12 protein-coding genes are annotated in these 15459 nt (G+C 64.5%); 11 read left to right on the forward strand and 1 reads right to left on the reverse strand.

Annotated features, from left to right (window positions below; all coding sequences use genetic code 11):
• The first annotated feature begins 5 nt into the window (after positions 1-5).
• The 10 genes from ftsL (at position 6) to murB (ending at position 12618) form a co-directional block, all read left to right on the forward strand.
• Positions 6-389, forward strand: coding sequence for a cell division protein FtsL (gene ftsL, locus C1A35_RS04020; RefSeq protein ID WP_104663065.1), 384 nt, complete (start codon positions 6-8; stop codon positions 387-389).
• Positions 389-2137 carry a peptidoglycan D,D-transpeptidase FtsI family protein gene (locus tag C1A35_RS04025; protein WP_104663066.1) on the forward strand — a complete coding sequence of 583 codons (1749 nt, stop codon included), beginning with the start codon at positions 389-391 and terminating at the stop codon, positions 2135-2137. Before ftsL ends, C1A35_RS04025 begins: the two co-directional genes overlap by 1 nt.
• Positions 2138-2203: 66 nt before the next feature.
• Complete coding sequence (locus C1A35_RS04030; protein WP_104663432.1) at positions 2204-3667, forward strand: UDP-N-acetylmuramoyl-L-alanyl-D-glutamate--2,6-diaminopimelate ligase; 1464 nt, start codon at positions 2204-2206, stop codon at positions 3665-3667.
• Between the two features lies 1 nt (position 3668).
• The gene (locus C1A35_RS04035; protein WP_104663067.1) at positions 3669-5114 is read left to right on the forward strand and encodes a UDP-N-acetylmuramoylalanyl-D-glutamyl-2,6-diaminopimelate--D-alanyl-D-alanine ligase; all 1446 of its coding nucleotides are present in this window, start codon (positions 3669-3671) and stop codon (positions 5112-5114) included.
• A 242-nt stretch (positions 5115-5356) separates the two neighbouring features.
• The gene (mraY, locus tag C1A35_RS04040; RefSeq protein ID WP_104663068.1) at positions 5357-6457 is read left to right on the forward strand and encodes a phospho-N-acetylmuramoyl-pentapeptide-transferase; all 1101 of its coding nucleotides are present in this window, start codon (positions 5357-5359) and stop codon (positions 6455-6457) included.
• Between the two features lie 7 nt (positions 6458-6464).
• Positions 6465-7856, forward strand: a complete 1392-nt coding sequence (murD, locus tag C1A35_RS04045; RefSeq protein WP_104663069.1) for a UDP-N-acetylmuramoyl-L-alanine--D-glutamate ligase — start codon at positions 6465-6467, stop codon at positions 7854-7856.
• Between the two features lie 96 nt (positions 7857-7952).
• Positions 7953-9107: a putative lipid II flippase FtsW gene (ftsW, locus tag C1A35_RS04050; protein WP_104663070.1), complete on the forward strand. Its 1155-nt coding sequence runs from the start codon at positions 7953-7955 to the stop codon at positions 9105-9107.
• A gap of 3 nt (positions 9108-9110) precedes the next feature.
• A complete protein-coding gene (murG, locus tag C1A35_RS04055; protein WP_104663071.1) occupies positions 9111-10235 on the forward strand; it encodes an undecaprenyldiphospho-muramoylpentapeptide beta-N-acetylglucosaminyltransferase in 1125 nt (374 codons plus the stop codon).
• On the forward strand, positions 10232-11641 hold the full coding sequence (gene murC, locus C1A35_RS04060; protein WP_104663072.1) for a UDP-N-acetylmuramate--L-alanine ligase: 1410 nt from the start codon (positions 10232-10234) through the stop codon (positions 11639-11641). Before murG ends, murC begins: the two co-directional genes overlap by 4 nt.
• A 2-nt stretch (positions 11642-11643) precedes the next feature.
• Positions 11644-12618, forward strand: coding sequence for a UDP-N-acetylmuramate dehydrogenase (gene murB / locus C1A35_RS04065; RefSeq protein WP_104663073.1), 975 nt, complete (start codon positions 11644-11646; stop codon positions 12616-12618).
• A 309-nt stretch (positions 12619-12927) separates the two neighbouring features.
• On the opposite strand, the gene C1A35_RS04070 is transcribed toward murB, so the two are convergent.
• Positions 12928-14238 carry an MFS transporter gene (locus tag C1A35_RS04070; protein ID WP_104663074.1) on the reverse strand — a complete coding sequence of 437 codons (1311 nt, stop codon included), beginning with the start codon at positions 14236-14238 and terminating at the stop codon, positions 12928-12930.
• A gap of 322 nt (positions 14239-14560) precedes the next feature.
• On the opposite strand from C1A35_RS04070, the gene aqpZ reads away from it, so the two are divergent.
• Positions 14561-15247 carry an aquaporin Z gene (aqpZ, locus tag C1A35_RS04075; protein ID WP_104663075.1) on the forward strand — a complete coding sequence of 229 codons (687 nt, stop codon included), beginning with the start codon at positions 14561-14563 and terminating at the stop codon, positions 15245-15247.
• Positions 15248-15459 lie beyond the last annotated feature (212 nt).

Here is a 15459-nt window from a genome sequence, read left to right on the forward strand (position 1 = left end):
AAGACATGCTGCGAACGTTCGATATCGTTCTGATCGTCGTCATGACGGCCGCCGCGACGGTCACCTACACGATCAAGCACCGCGCCGAAAACAAGCTTGAGGAAGTCCGCAAGCTCGATGTGGCGATCAAGCTGGAAGAGGATACGATCGACCTGCTCCGCGCGGACTGGGCGCTTCTGACCCAGCCGAACCGGTTGGAGCGCCTCGTCGGCGCCTTCGGAGCCGACCTGCAGCTCGTGCCGACCCCCTCGACGCAGATCGCCCAGCCGCAGGAACTGCCGATGCTGAAGGCGGACCTGCCCGTGCCGGAGGACAAGTCGGCAAAGGACGGCGTTGCCGCCATCATCAACAAGACCGATAACATCGCAACTGGCTCGGTGGCGCGCTGATGTCGTTTCTCTCCCGCATCATGGTGTTGAAAAGCAAGGCGCATTTCTCGGCGGGCGGCAACAACCGGCCGGCCGAAAGCGGCGTCAACGTCACCTTCCAGGGGACGCGGAAGAAAACCACGAACCAGGCGAAGAACCGCGTCGCCATCGTGATTGCCAGCTTCGGCATCGTCTATGCCGTCATCGGCGGCCGCCTCGTGCAATACGGCATGGCGGCTCCCGAAACGGTTTCCAGCATCGGCCGGGCCGACAACCTGATGGCGTCGCGCCCCGACATTCTCGACCGTAACGGCGAGATCCTTGCGACCGACATCCGCACCGTCTCGCTCTATGCCGAGCCGCACAAGATCGTCGATGCCGACGAAGCGGTCGAACGGCTGTCGACGGTTCTGCCCGACATCAACGCCCGCGAGATCTACAACAAGCTGAAGTCGAAATCGCGCTTCCAGTGGCTGCGCCGCCAGCTGACGCCGAAGCAGCAGTCCGACATTCTGGCGCTCGGCATTCCCGGCGTCGGTTTCCGTCCGGAAAAGCGTCGCTTCTATCCGGGCGGCCACACGGCTGCGCACATCGTCGGCCATGTCAACATCGACAATCGCGGCGTTGCCGGCATGGAGCGCTATATCGACAGCCAGGGTCTCGCCGACCTTGCCGCGATCGGCATGACCAGCGACGCCAAGCTCGAGCCGGTCAAGCTTTCGATCGACGTGCGCGTGCAGAACATCGTGCGCGACGTCATCGACGCCGGCATGAAGAACTATCAGGCGCTCGCCGCCGGCGCCGTCGTGCTCGACGTGCATACCGGCGAAGTGCTTGCGATGGCGTCGGTTCCCGACTACGACCCGAACAAGCCGGCCGAAGGAGCGGAAGAGGGCTGGATGAACCGCATGTCGAACGGCACGTTCGAAATGGGTTCCACCTTCAAGACCTTCACCATCGCCATGGGGCTCGATTCCGGCAAGGTGACGCTCAACGACAGCTTCGACGCCTCGGCGCCGATCCGGATCGGCGGCTTCACCATCAAGGACTTCCACGGCAAGCGCCGCGTGCTGACCGTCCCGGAAATCTTCCAGTATTCGTCCAACATCGGCACCGCGAAGATCGCCGACCTCGTCGGCATCCCCGGCCACAAGGAATTCCTGACGCGCCTCGGCCTGCTTTCGAAGCTGCCGACCGAACTGCCGGAGGTCAAATCCCCGACCCAGCCGCGCGAGTGGAAGAAGATCAACTCGGTCACCATCTCCTTCGGCCACGGCGTCTCGACGACGCCGCTGCAGACGGCGGTTGCGGGCGCTGCACTCGTCAACGGCGGCAAGCTGATCGAGCCGACCTTCCTGCCGCGCACCGAGGAAGAGGCCAACGCCGTCGCCACGCCGGTGGTCAAGAAGAGCACCAGCGACGACATGCGCTTCCTCTTGCGCTGGAACGGCATTGCAGGCTCCGGCAAGCGTGCGCTGGTGCCGGGCTTCAACGTCGGCGGCAAGACCGGCACGGCCGACAAGGTGGTCAACGGTCGCTATGCCAGCGACCAGAACTTCAACGCCTTCCTCGCGGCCTTCCCGATCGACGACCCGAAATACATCGTGCTGACCTTCATCGATGCGCCGAAGACCGGCGAGGGTGGCGGGCGCACGGCAGGCTCGAACGCGGCTCCCATGGTTCGCGACATCATCAGCCGCTCCGCGCCGCTGCTCGGTGTCGAACCAAAGTTTGGAGAAGACGGTTCTGCCTTGCTTGTGTCTTATTAGACATGAAATGAGAAAGCGGACGATTCGCGATTCTTGCGGATCGAAATCGATGCGAGACGTGCGTTCATGAAGATCAAAGACCTGGCGGGACCGAACTTCCCGGAACTTTCGGCGCAACTGAGCGGCGCTGCCGCCGATATCGACGTTGCCGGACTGACGGCCGATAGCCGGCAGGTTCAGCCAGGGGATCTCTTCGTCGCGGTCACCGGCAGCAAGGCCAACGGCAGCGCCTATGTCGCCGACGCCCTGAAGCGCGGAGCGGTTGCCGTCGTCACCGAAGCCGGCTCGGACATCGACGCCGCGTCGGCACCGGTGCTGAAACTTTCTGAACCGCGCGCCTTTCTTGCGCGCGCCGCCGCCGCCTTCTACGGCCGTCAGCCGGAAACCATGGTTGCCGTCACCGGCACCGCCGGGAAGACCTCGGTCGCCTCCTTCACCCGCCAGATCTGGGCGCATTCCGGCTTCGCGGCAGCGATGATCGGCACGACGGGCGTCGTTGCCCCCGGGCGCAACGACTACGGCTCGCTGACGACGCCCGATCCGGTGTCGCTGCACAAGCTGCTCGCCGAACTCACTGACGCCGGCGTCACCCATGCGGCGATGGAAGCCTCAAGCCACGGGCTCGACCAGAGCCGGCTCGATGGTGTGCGTCTCGCCGCTGCGGCCTTCACCAATCTCGGCCGCGACCACATGGACTACCATCCGACGGTCGAGCACTACATGGCCTCCAAGATGCGGCTGTTTAATGCGCTGCTGCCCAAGGGCGCGCCGGCGGTCATCTTTGCCGACGACCAATGGTCGGAGCAGGCGATCGCGGCTGCCCGCAAGGCCAAGCTCGAGGTGCGCACCGTCGGCCGCAAGGGCGATTTTATCTCGCTGAAGCGGGTCGAGCATTTCCGCCACAAGCAATCGGCCGAGGTGCATGTCGGCGACGACATCTTCGAAATCCACATTCCGCTCGCCGGCGATTTCCAGGTGGCGAACGCGCTGGTCGCAGCAGGCCTTGCCATGTCCACCGGCATCAGCGCCAAGGCGGCCTTCTCCGCGCTCGAAAAGCTGCAGGGGGCTTCCGGCCGTCTTGAACTGGTCGGCCAGACCAGGGACGGCGCGCTCGCCTATGTCGACTACGCCCACAAGCCGGATGCACTGGAAAACGTGCTCGCCTCGGTGCGCCCGTTCACGACCGGCCGGGTCGTCGTGGTCTTCGGCTGCGGCGGCGACCGCGACAAGGGCAAGCGTCCGATCATGGGCGAGATCGCCACGCGGCTTGCCGACGTGACGATCGTCACCGACGACAATCCGCGCTCGGAAGTGCCCGAGGTAATCCGCGCCGAGATCATGGCCGCTGCCAAGGGCGCGATCGAGATCGGCGACCGCGCAGAGGCGATCCGCACGGCGGTCGGCATGCTGAAGACCGGCGACACGCTGATCGTCGCCGGCAAGGGGCACGAGGAGGGCCAGACGGTCGGCTCCGTGACGCTGCCCTTCTCGGATCATGCGGAGGTCCGCAAGGCATTGGGAGGCTTGTGATTTGAACTGGCTCTGGACAAGCAGCGATCTCCTGGCCGCCATGAATGGCCGGCCGGTCGGCAACCTGCCTGAAGGCATCTCGGGGATCTCCATCGACAGCCGCTCGATCGGCAAGGGCGAAGCTTTCTTCGCGATCAAGGGCGATCGCGTCGATGGCCACGACTATGCCGGTATCGCGCTCGCCAACGGCGCGGCGGTGCTGGTCGTCAGCGAAGGCAAGCTGCCGGCGCTCGGGCGGCTCAACGCGCCGCTGATCGTCGTCGACGACGTTCTCGAAGCGATGATCCGCCTCGGCTGTGCGGCGCGCGACCGCAGCGCCGCCAAGATCATCGCCGTCACCGGCTCGGTCGGCAAGACGACCACCAAGGAGATGCTGCGCCACGTGCTCAAGCCGCAAGGCCGCGTGCATGCGTCGGTCGCCTCCTTCAACAATCACTGGGGCGTGCCGCTGACGCTGGCGCGCATGCCCGAGGCAACCGATTTCGGCATCTTCGAGATCGGCATGAACCATCCGGGCGAGATCCGGCCGCTGACCGCCATGGTGCGCCCGCATGTGGCCATCGTCACCAGCATCGCTGCCGCCCATCTCGGCAATTTCGAGAGCCTCGACCAGATCGCCGAGGCGAAGGCCGAGATCTTCGAAGGCGTCGTCAATGGCGGTCATGCGTTGATCATTCACGACAGCCCGCAACACAAGCTGCTCGAAAACGCCGCGGCTGCAGCCGGCGTCAGCCATATCCATTCCTTCGGCGCCAATCCCAAGGCGGAATTCCGGCTGGTCGAGTTCAGCGGCGGTCCGGAAGGCTCCGTTCTCTGGGCTGGCATCGGCGGACGGACGCTGGAAGTGGCGATCGGTGCGCCCGGACGGCACATCGCCGAGAATGCCGTTGCGGTTCTGGCCGCTGTCAAACTCGCCGGCGGCGACCTCGACTATGCGGCCTCGGCGCTTGCGACCATGCAGGCCGAAACGGGCAGGGGGCGGCGCCACACGCTTTCGATCGGCGGCGGCACGCTGAAGCTGATCGACGAGAGCTACAACGCCAATCCGAGCTCGATGCGGGCGGCGATTTCGCTGCTTGCCGACAGCGAGCCGCCTGAAGGCGGCCGTCGCGTCGCCGTGCTCGGCGACATGCTGGAAATGGGTGAACACGCGGTCGACGTACATGCAGCACTCGCCCGTCCGCTCGCCGAAGCCGGCATTGCTGATGTCTGGCTGGCCGGACCACTGATGGCGCATCTGCGCGACGCGCTTCCTCCCGAGGTTTCGGTGGTCTACCGCGAGAGCGTGGAGGACCTGAAGACCTATGCGCTGGCAGCCGTCGCGCCGGGTGACGTCGTCATGATCAAGTCGTCCAAGGGGACCGGCTGCGCCAAGATCGTGCAGGCGCTGATCGAAGCCTATCCGGCAGCCGATGTCGACGCGGCCGGGGGATCGCCGGCGGATTAGGCCGGCGACGCCGCCCATGACGGCTGCGGTGGATACAGTCTGGAGTTAGGTGGGCGCGCCCTAACGCTTTCGCATGTTAGCGCGTATCGTTTTTCAGATGATTCTGTTGGACGAGTTTCGAATTCTACGGCGCCACGGGTCTCGTGAGACCAGTAAAGGCCGCTGTAACACTTTAAATTGCTGCCCCTAAACCGATGCCGGTTTAGGGAATTATGCAGGAAACCTTTGGGGAAAGGTCCCTTATGCTCATTTGGCTCGTGGAACTGGCGGACCACTTTCAGTTTTTCAATCTATTTCGCTACATCACGTTCCGCACCGGTGCGGCGCTCTTCACCTCGGCCCTGATCGTGTTCCTGTTCGGGCCGGCGATGATCGCATCGTTGCGCATCCGCCAGGGCAAGGGCCAGCCGATCCGCGCCGACGGGCCGCAGACGCATTTCAAGAAGGCCGGCACGCCGACCATGGGCGGCCTGATGATCCTGGCCGGCATCGTCGTCTCGTCGCTGCTCTGGGCCGATCTTTCGAGCGTCTACGTGGTCTCGACGCTGCTCGTTACGCTCGGCTTCGGTGCGATTGGCTTCTACGATGATTACCTCAAGGTTACGAAGCAGTCGGACAAGGGCTTTTCCGGCAAGGCGCGCCTCGGCATTGAGTTCGTGATCGCGGCGATCGCCGTGTTCTTCATGATGCAGGCCTCGCTTTCCGGCGGTGCGGCTGGCTCCACCTTCGGCTCCTCGGTCACCTTCCCCTTCTTCAAGGATCTCGTTCTCAACCTCGGCTACTTCTTCGTGCTGTTCGGCGGCTTCGTCATCGTCGGCGCCGGCAATGCCGTGAACCTGACGGACGGTCTCGACGGTCTCGCGATCGTGCCTGTGATGATTGCGGCGGCCGCCTTCGGCCTCATCGCCTATCTCGCCGGTAACGCCGTCTTCGCCAACTACCTGCAGATCCATTTCGTGCCCGGCACGGGCGAGCTTGCCGTCATCCTCGGCGCCGTCATCGGCGCCGGCCTCGGCTTTCTCTGGTTCAACGCGCCGCCGGCCGCCATCTTCATGGGCGACACCGGGTCGCTGGCGCTTGGCGGCCTGATCGGCACCGTAGCCGTTGCCGTCAAGCACGAGATCGTCATGATCATCATCGGCGGCCTCTTCGTCATGGAGACGCTGTCGGTCATCATCCAGGTCTTCTGGTTCAAGCGCACCGGCCGCCGTGTCTTCCTGATGGCGCCGATCCACCACCACTTCGAAAAGAAGGGCTGGACCGAGAGCCAGGTCGTGATCCGTTTCTGGATCATCGCCGTCATCCTGGCGATGGTCGGTCTCTCCACCCTCAAGCTGCGGTGAGCGGACGATGATCCCGGTCACCTCCTTCAAGGGCAGGAAAGTCGCTCTCTTCGGTCTCGGCGGCTCGGGGCTCGCGACCGCGCAGGCGCTCGTGGCCGGCGGCGCCCAGGTCACCGCCTGGGACGACAATCCCGACAGCGTCGCCAAGGCGTCTGCGTCAGGCGTGCCGACGGCGGACCTGCGCACGGTCGATTGGGCGGCCTTTGCCGCCTTCGTGCTGTCGCCCGGCGTGCCGCTCACGCATCCCAAGCCCCACTGGACGGTCGATCTTGCCCATGCGGCCGGCGTCGAGATCATCGGCGACGTCGAACTCTTCGTGCGCGAGCGCCGGGCGCATGCGCCCGATTGCCCCTTCATCGCGATTACCGGCACCAACGGCAAGTCGACGACGACGGCGCTGATCGCGCATATCCTCAAGGAAAGCGGCCGCGACACACAGCTAGGCGGCAATATCGGCACGGCGGTGCTGACCCTCGACCCGCCGAAGGCGGGCCGTTTCTACGTGGTCGAGTGCTCGTCCTATCAGATCGATCTGGCGCCGACGCTGAACCCGACGGCCGGTATCCTGCTCAACCTCACGCCGGATCATCTCGATCGACACGGCACCATGCAGCATTACGCCGACATCAAGGAGCGGCTGGTCGCCGGCAGCGCCACGGCCATCGTCGGTGTCGACGACAGCTTTTCGGCGCTGATCGCCGATCGCATCGAGCGCGCCGGCACCAGGACGGTGCGGATTTCGCGCCGCCACGTGCTGGCGAGCGGCCTCCATGCAGAGGGCTCGCGCATCTTCAAGGCCGAGGGTGGCACGTCCGGGCTGTTCGTCGATCTCGACGGCATCCAGACGCTGCGCGGCGGTCACAACGCCCAGAACGCGGCGGCGGCCATCGCGGCATGCCTTGCGGTCGGCGTCAGCGCGGCGGAAATCCACGCCGGCCTGAAGAGCTTCCCCGGTCTCAAGCACCGCATGCAGCCGGTCGGCCGCAAGGGCTCTGTCGTCTTCGTCAACGACAGCAAGGCGACCAATGCGGATGCGGCAGCACCGGCGCTTTCGAGCTATGACCGCATCTACTGGATCGCCGGTGGTCTGCCGAAGGAAGGGGGCATCACGACGCTTGCACCCTTCTTCCCGAAGATCGCCAAGGCCTATCTGATCGGCGAGGCCGCACCGGCTTTCGCCGCTACGCTTGGCGAAGCCGTACCCTATGAGATCTCGGGCACGCTGGAGCAGGCGGTGGCGCACGCCGCGGCCGATGCCGGCAGGGACGAGACGGGTGGTTCGGCGGTGATGCTGTCACCGGCTTGCGCAAGCTTCGACCAGTATAAGAACTTCGAGGTACGCGGCGATGCCTTCGTCGGCCATGTGCGCGCGATCGAAGGCGTGACGATGCTGATTTGATCCCTCGCCTGGCGCAATTGCGCGCCGGTCGATGCGGCAGGTGGTGCGGGAATTCGGACGTGGGCGCAATGGGCGCCGGAGAAGGGGACTGACAAGATGGTAAGCCGAGCCGAACGTGGCCCCGTGGCCGACTGGTTCTGGACGATCGACAGGTTCTTTCTGGCGACCTTCATTTTGTTGATGGGCGTCGGCTTCATGCTGTCCTTCGCCGCAAGCCCGGCGGTTGCCGAGCGCATCGGCCTCGACAGTTTCCACTTCGTCCGGCGTCATGCGCTCTTCCTCTTGCCGTCGCTGGTGGTGATGGTCGGCATCTCCTTCCTTTCGCCGCGCCAGGTCCGACGCGCGGCGATCCTGCTTCTGGCCGGCTCGCTCGGGATGATGGTTCTGGTGCTCTTCATCGGCGAAGAGGTGAAGGGCTCGATGCGCTGGATCTCGATCGGCGGCATCTCGATCCAGCCGTCCGAATTCATGAAGCCGGCCTTTGTCGTCGTCTGCGCCTGGCTCTTTTCCGAACATGCGCGCCAGCCGGAAATCCCGGGCAACCTCTTCGCCATCCTGCTTTTCGGTATCGTCGGCGCGCTCCTCGTCGCCCAGCCCGACCTTGGCCAGACGATCCTGACCACCGCCGTCTGGGGCGGCATGTTCTTCATGGCCGGCATGCCCTGGCTGTGGATCATCCTGCTCGGGGGCGCAGCCCTTGGTGGCTTCTTCGTCGCCTATACGATGCTGCCGCACGTGGCCGCACGTATCGACAAGTTCCTGACCGGCGAAGGCGACACCTTCCAGATGGACACTGCCCGCGAGGCGATCATCCGCGGCGACTGGTTCGGCCGGGGCCCGGGCGAGGGCATCGTCAAGCGTATCATCCCGGACAGCCATACCGACTTCGTCTTCTCTGTTGCGGCCGAGGAATTCGGCATCGTCTTCTGCATGGTCATCGTGCTGATCTTCGCCTTCCTGGTGATGCGCGGCCTCAACCATGCCTTCCGCGAACGCAACGACTTCAACCGGTTCGCCGTTGCCGGCCTGGTCCTCCAGATCGGCATCCAGTCGATGATCAACATCGGCGTGAACCTCGAACTGCTTCCGGCCAAGGGCATGACCCTGCCGCTGATCTCCTATGGTGGCTCGTCCATGGTGGCGATCTGCGTCACTGCCGGCTTCATCCTGGCCTTGACCCGTCACCGTCCGGAGAAGCGCGCCGTGGAGCGCAGCCTGTTTCGGTCCGGCATTGGCGTGCCGGCGGAGTAAAATATGACTAAAGGCATCATCCTGCTCGCCGCCGGCGGAACCGGCGGCCATCTCTTTCCGGCAGAAGCGCTGGCGCACGAACTGAAGGCCATGGGCTACTCGGTGCACCTCGTCACCGACAGCCGCGCCGAGCGCTATGCCGGCAAGTTCCCGGCCGACGAAGTGCATGTCGTGCCTTCGGCAACCATCGGCTCGAAGAACCCGATCAGCGTCGTGAAATCGCTGTGGACGCTGTGGACCGGCATGCGCGCCGCGCGCAAGCTGATCGCGCGGCTGAAGCCCAAGGCCGTCGTCGGCTTCGGCGGTTACCCGACCGTGCCGCCGCTGCTTGCCGCCACCGGCATGGGCGTGCCTTCGATCATCCACGAGCAGAACGCCGTCATGGGCCGCGCCAACAAGGCGCTCGCCTCGCGCGTCAAGGCGATTGCCGGCGGCTTCCTGCCGGAAGGCACCGGCGCCTTTGCCGAAAAGACCGTGACGACAGGCAATCCGGTTCGCCCGGCCGTGCTCGCCGCTGCCAATGTGCCCTACACGTCGGCTGTCGGCGACGCGCCGTTCCATCTCGTCGTCTTCGGTGGCAGCCAGGGCGCGCAATACTTCTCCAAGGCCGTTCCCCAGGCGATTTGCCGCCTCGAAGACGACGTTCGCCAGCGCTTCAAGGTCACGCAGCAGGCGCGGCCAGAAGACAAGGACGGCGTGATCGCCACCTATGAAAAGCTGGGCGTTCCGGCCGAGGTTTCGCCGTTCTTCACCGACATGGCCGAGCGCATCGCCGGCGCTCAGCTCGTCATTTGCCGCTCCGGCGCCTCGACGGTATCGGAGCTTGCGGTCATCGGCCGGCCGGCGATCCTCGTGCCCTATCCCTATGCACTGGATCATGACCAGGCGGCCAATGCGGCCGCCCTTGCCGCCAAGGGCGGTGCGCGGGTGATCGCGCAAGCGGAGCTGACCGCCGACCGTCTGGCCGGCATCCTCAAGGATGCGATCGGCAAGCCGCAATCGCTCGCCGATATGGCGGCAAATGCGCGGGAAACCGGCAAGCCGGACGCTGCAAGCTTGCTTGCATCCCTCGTAGAGGCTATTGCCAGCGGTTTGACAGTCGAGAAATTCAGGGAAACACGCTCATGAAAATGCCGAAAACCATCGGGCTGGTCCACTTCATCGGTATCGGCGGCATTGGCATGAGCGGCATTGCCGAGGTGCTGCACAATCTCGGCCACAAGGTCCAGGGTTCCGACCAGTCCGACAGCGCCAATGTCCAGCGCCTGCGCGCCAAGGGCATCGAGGTCTTCGTCGGCCACAAGGCGGAAAATCTCGGCGATGCCGAGGTGATCGTCGTTTCGACCGCGATCAAGAAGGACAATCCGGAGCTGATCGCCGCCCGCGAGAAATTCCTGCCGGTCGTGCGCCGCGCCGAGATGCTGGCCGAACTCATGCGCTTCCGCAACGCGATCGCGATCGGCGGCACGCACGGCAAGACGACGACGACCTCGATGGTCGCGGCACTGCTCGAAGCCGGCGGCCTCGACCCGACCGTCATCAACGGCGGCATCATCAACGCCTATGGCACCAATGCCCGCATGGGCGAGGGCGAGTGGATGGTGGTGGAGGCCGACGAATCCGACGGCACCTTCCTGAAGCTGCCGGCCGACGTTGCCGTCGTCACCAATATCGACCCCGAACATCTCGACCACTACGGCAATTTCGATGCGGTGCGCGCCGCCTTCCGCCAGTTCGTCGAGAACGTGCCCTTCTACGGCTTCGGCGTGCTTTGCCTCGACCACCCGGAAGTGCAGACCATGGTCGGCAAGATCGAGGACCGCAAGGTCGTCACCTACGGCGAGAACCCGCAGGCCGACGTGCGCTTCCACAACATCCGCATGGACGGCGCCACCTCCGTCTTCGACATCGAGATCCGCCGCCGCCGCACCGGCCAGGTGATCCCGATGAAGGACCTGCGCCTGCCGATGCCCGGCCGCCACAACGTCTCGAATGCGACTGCGGCCATCGCGGTTGCCCAGCGCCTGGGCGTCAGCCCGGAGGCGATCGCCAAGGGGCTTGCCTCCTTCGGTGGCGTCAAACGTCGCTTCACCCTTACCGGGGAGTGGAACGGCGTGCGCGTCTATGACGACTACGGCCACCACCCGGTCGAGATCAAGGCGGTGCTCCGCGCTGCGCGCGAGGCCTGCCAGGGCCGAATCATCGCCGTGCACCAGCCGCACCGCTACTCGCGCCTTTCGAGCCTGTTCGAAGATTTCTCCGCGTGCTTCAACGACGCCGACACGATCCTGATCGCGCCGGTCTATGCAGCCGGCGAAGACCTCATTCCGGGCGCAACGGCCGAGGAACTGGTCGATCGCATCAAGGCTGGCGGCCATCGTGATGCGCGCTATGTCTCCGGTCCGGAGGCAATCGCGCCGGTCGTCAGCAAGATTGCACAGCCCGGCGATTTTGTGGTTCTCTTGGGGGCTGGCAGCATCACCTACTGGGCGGCTGCCCTGCCTAAGGAACTCGCGGATATTTCAGGAAATTGAGCATGAAACAGGTCAACGGTCAGAAACTACTGGAATCGCTCGGAAGTGGCGTCAGCGCTGTGCGCGGCCGCATCACGCCGGATGCGCCGATGGATCGTGTCACCTGGTTCCGCGCCGGCGGCCTTGCCGAGCTGATGTTCCAGCCGCACGACACGGATGATCTCATCACCTTCCTGAAGCTCGTGCCGGCGGACGTGCCCGTCATGGTTGTCGGCGTCGGCTCGAATCTTCTCGTGCGCGACGGCGGCATTCCCGGCGTCGTCATCCGTCTTTCGGCCAAGGGTTTCGGCGATCTGGAACTTGTCGGCGAAAACCGCATCAAGGCCGGCGCCATCTGCCCTGACAAGAACATTGCGGCCATGGCGCTCGATCACGGCATCGGCGGTTTCTATTTCTACTACGGCATTCCGGGCTCGCTCGGCGGCGCACTGCGCATGAACGCCGGCGCCAATGGTGCCGAGACCCGCGAACGCGTGGTCGAGGTCCATGCGGTCGACCGCCAGGGCAACCAGCATGTTCTGTCGAATGCCGACATGGGCTACGCCTACCGCCATTCGGCGGCGGCGAAGGACCTGATCTTCACCCACGCGGTGTTCGAAGGCTATGCCGAGGACAAGAACAAGATCCGCACCGACATGGATGCGGTGCGCCAGCATCGCGAGACCGTGCAGCCGATCCGCGAGAAGACCGGCGGCTCGACCTTCAAGAACCCGGAGGGCCACTCGGCCTGGAAGCTGATCGACGAGGCCGGCTGCCGCGGCATGATGATCGGCAGCGCGCAGATGTCGCCGCTGCACTGCAACTTCATGATCAACACCGGCCAGGCGACCGGCTACGAGCTCGAATACCTCGGCGAGACCGTGCGCCAGCGCGTGCTCGAACATTCCGGCGTCCGGCTGGAATGGGAAATCAAGCGCATCGGCACCTTCATGCCGGGCTACGAGATCAAGGAATTCCTCGGCCGCGGCATCGCCTGAGGCTGGGTTGCGACGTGATCAGGGGGCCGTGGCGGAAGCGCTGCGGCCCTTTTCTTTTGGGGCGATGAGAACCGACGAGGGACCCATATCCTCCGTCATGCTCGGGCTTGAGCCGAGCATCCGTGCTCCAGCCGCGGCATGGGTTTGCCTTGGGAATGGATCCTCGGGTCGAGCCCGAGGATGACGGTGGAAGGGGCGGGGCGATCAAAGAAAACGCCCTTCACGTTACCAAACAAAAAGGGCCGCAGCGTCGCCGCTGCGGCCCTTTTTGTTCGTGATCGGCCGGCCGCTCACGCAGCCAGACCGATGTCAGGCCGAAACCTCGTCTTCCGTCGAAAGCACCAGGCAGATGAGCGTGATGGCGGCGGCGGCGAGCAGATAGTAGCCGACGTAATCCAGGCTGTAGTTGGTGGCGAGCCAGGTGGCGATATAGGGCGCCAGCGACGCGCCGAAGATGCCGGCGAGGTTGAAGGTCATCGAGGCGCCGGTGTAGCGCACCGAGGTCGGGAAGGGGGAGGCCAGCGCTGCCCCGATCGGACCGTAGGTGAGGCCCATGAGGCCAAGCCCGATGATCGAGAACAGGAACGCGCCGCCGATGCCGCCGGCAAGAAGCGGTGCCATGAACAGGCCGAAGACGCCGATGCCGATGGTGGTGATGATCAGGATCAGTCGGCGGCCGTAGCGGTCCGACAGGATGCCGGCAACCGGGATCATCAGGCCGAAGAAGACGACGCCGGTCATCTGCACCACGAGGAACTGCTCGCGGGAATAGCCGAGCTTGGCCGTGCCCCAGGAGAGCGAGAACACCGTCATCAGGTAGAACAGCACGAAGGTGGCGAGCGCCACGAAGGTGCCGAGCACCAGGCTGCGCTTGTGGAAGCGGAAGATCTCGGCGATCGGCACCTGCACGCGCTCGTGCTTGTCGACGGCCTTCTGGAATTCCGGCGTTTCGGTGATCTTCAGGCGGACATAGAGGCCGACGGCGACGAGCAGGATGCTGGCGATGAACGGCACGCGCCAGCCCCAGGCGAGGAAGGCCTCGTTGCTCATGATTTCGCCGAGGATGAGGAAGGTGCCGGCCGACAGGATGAAGCCGATCGGCGCGCCGAGCTGCGGGAACATGGCATACCAGCTACGCTTGCCCTCAGGCGCGTTTTCGGTGGCGAGCAGCACCGCGCCACCCCATTCGCCGCCAAGGCCGAGGCCCTGGCCGAAGCGGCAAAGGGCGAGCAGCAGCGGCGCTGCGACGCCGATCGTCGCATAGGTCGGCAGAAGGCCGATGACGACGGTGGAAATGCCCATGGTCATCAGCGCTGCAACGAGCGTCGCCTTGCGGCCGACCTTGTCGCCGAAATGACCGAAGATCACGGCGCCGAAGGGGCGGGCGAAGAAGGCGATCGAGAAAGTCGCGAAGGATTGCAGCATCGCCGAGGTCGGATCGGCGGAGGGGAAGAACAGGTGCGGGAAGACCAGCACCGCGGCGGTGGCGTAAACGTAAAAGTCGAAGAACTCGATGGTCGTGCCGACGAGGCTTGCGAACAGCACCCGGGCAGGGGAGTTCACTGCCGCGTGCTTTGACGCATTGTCCTTCGGCGACAGGGAGGTTGTCGCGTCTGTCATTATCATTGTTCCTATGGATGTAAGACCGTCTTGGGAGGCGGGTGCGGGCGTCTTAACGCAAGTTTCGGCATGGCGAAACCCCGAATTCGTAAGATATGCGAACGATATCGGCGCGATGCGCAGGATTATTCTGCGTGCGCATGGCCCGCTTCAGCGACGCCCCGGGCGCCTCGCTCTCGCCGGCCCGTGCTTTCGCCGCGCGCTTTCGATTTCGTCTTCCGCGTGCGCTCGAAGGAGTTCGACAACCCGGATTGACGGGAATCAAATTGTGGCAAACTCTCGGCAACTGAAGCGATCGGCTTCGTTTTTCAGGAGCGAATGCATGTTCAAAAGGCTTTCAGCGGAATTTCTCGGTACATTCTGGCTCGTTTTCGGTGGTTGCGGCAGCGCCGTGCTGGCGGCTGCCCTTCCTGAGGTCGGTATTGGCTATCTCGGCGTCTCCTTTGCTTTCGGCCTGACGGTGCTCACCATGGCCTATGCGGTCGGCGGCATTTCCGGCGGGCATTTCAATCCCGCCGTCTCTGTCGGGCTGCTGGTTGCCGGCAAGTTTCCGGCGCACAAGCTGGGCGGCTATGTCATCGCCCAGGTGCTGGGCGCCATCGCCGCCGCGGCGGTTATCTATCTGATCGCCAGCGGCAAGGGGGATTTCCAGCTCGGCGGTTTTGCCGCCAACGGCTATGGCGACCATTCGCCGGGCGGCTACTCGCTGACGGCGGCACTGGTTGCCGAGGTGGTGCTGACCGCCTTCTTCCTGTTCATCATTCTCGGCTCCACCCATGGCCGCGTGCCCGCCGGCTTCGCGCCGATCGCCATCGGCCTGGCGCTGACCCTGATCCATCTTGTCTCGATCCCGGTGACGAACACGTCGGTCAATCCGGCCCGCTCGACGGGGCAGGCGCTCTTCGTCGGCGACTGGGCGATCGCGCAATTGTGGCTGTTCTGGGTGGCGCCGATCGTCGGCGCGGCGATCGCCGGCATCGTCTGGAAGATCGTCGGCGACGACGATTGATCCAGGTTCGAATGCGGTTGCGCATGAACCCGCCGCCCCGGTTGCGGCGGGTTTTTTCATCTTTTCTTCTGTTTATGCATTAGATTCAAGATCGCTCCGCAACCCTTTGATCTCTCGCTAAAATGCCTTGTTCCACATGCGCTTGCGCCTGCGAACGGCGTTTCATTTCCTGACCAGGGTTAACGAAAGTAAACGGTTCGTTAACCTTAATG

This window comes from Ensifer adhaerens, from assembly GCF_002940685.1.
Taxonomy (GTDB): domain Bacteria; phylum Pseudomonadota; class Alphaproteobacteria; order Rhizobiales; family Rhizobiaceae; genus Ensifer; species Ensifer adhaerens_E.

What these genes read in the sequence shown, in the direction of transcription:
- ftsL (WP_104663065.1), top strand. Translation starts at nt 6, where the DNA reads ATGCTGCGAACGTTCGATATCGTTCTGATCGTCGTCATGACGGCCGCC.
- C1A35_RS04025 (WP_104663066.1), top strand. Translation starts at nt 389, where the DNA reads ATGTCGTTTCTCTCCCGCATCATGGTGTTGAAAAGCAAGGCGCATTTC.
- C1A35_RS04030 (WP_104663432.1), top strand. Translation starts at nt 2,204, where the DNA reads ATGAAGATCAAAGACCTGGCGGGACCGAACTTCCCGGAACTTTCGGCG.
- mraY (WP_104663068.1), top strand. Translation starts at nt 5,357, where the DNA reads ATGCTCATTTGGCTCGTGGAACTGGCGGACCACTTTCAGTTTTTCAAT.
- murD (WP_104663069.1), top strand. Translation starts at nt 6,465, where the DNA reads ATGATCCCGGTCACCTCCTTCAAGGGCAGGAAAGTCGCTCTCTTCGGT.
- ftsW (WP_104663070.1), top strand. Translation starts at nt 7,953, where the DNA reads ATGGTAAGCCGAGCCGAACGTGGCCCCGTGGCCGACTGGTTCTGGACG.
- murG (WP_104663071.1), top strand. Translation starts at nt 9,111, where the DNA reads ATGACTAAAGGCATCATCCTGCTCGCCGCCGGCGGAACCGGCGGCCAT.
- murC (WP_104663072.1), top strand. Translation starts at nt 10,232, where the DNA reads ATGAAAATGCCGAAAACCATCGGGCTGGTCCACTTCATCGGTATCGGC.
- murB (WP_104663073.1), top strand. Translation starts at nt 11,644, where the DNA reads ATGAAACAGGTCAACGGTCAGAAACTACTGGAATCGCTCGGAAGTGGC.
- C1A35_RS04070 (WP_104663074.1), bottom strand. Translation starts at nt 14,238, where the DNA reads ATGACAGACGCGACAACCTCCCTGTCGCCGAAGGACAATGCGTCAAAG.
- aqpZ (WP_104663075.1), top strand. Translation starts at nt 14,561, where the DNA reads ATGTTCAAAAGGCTTTCAGCGGAATTTCTCGGTACATTCTGGCTCGTT.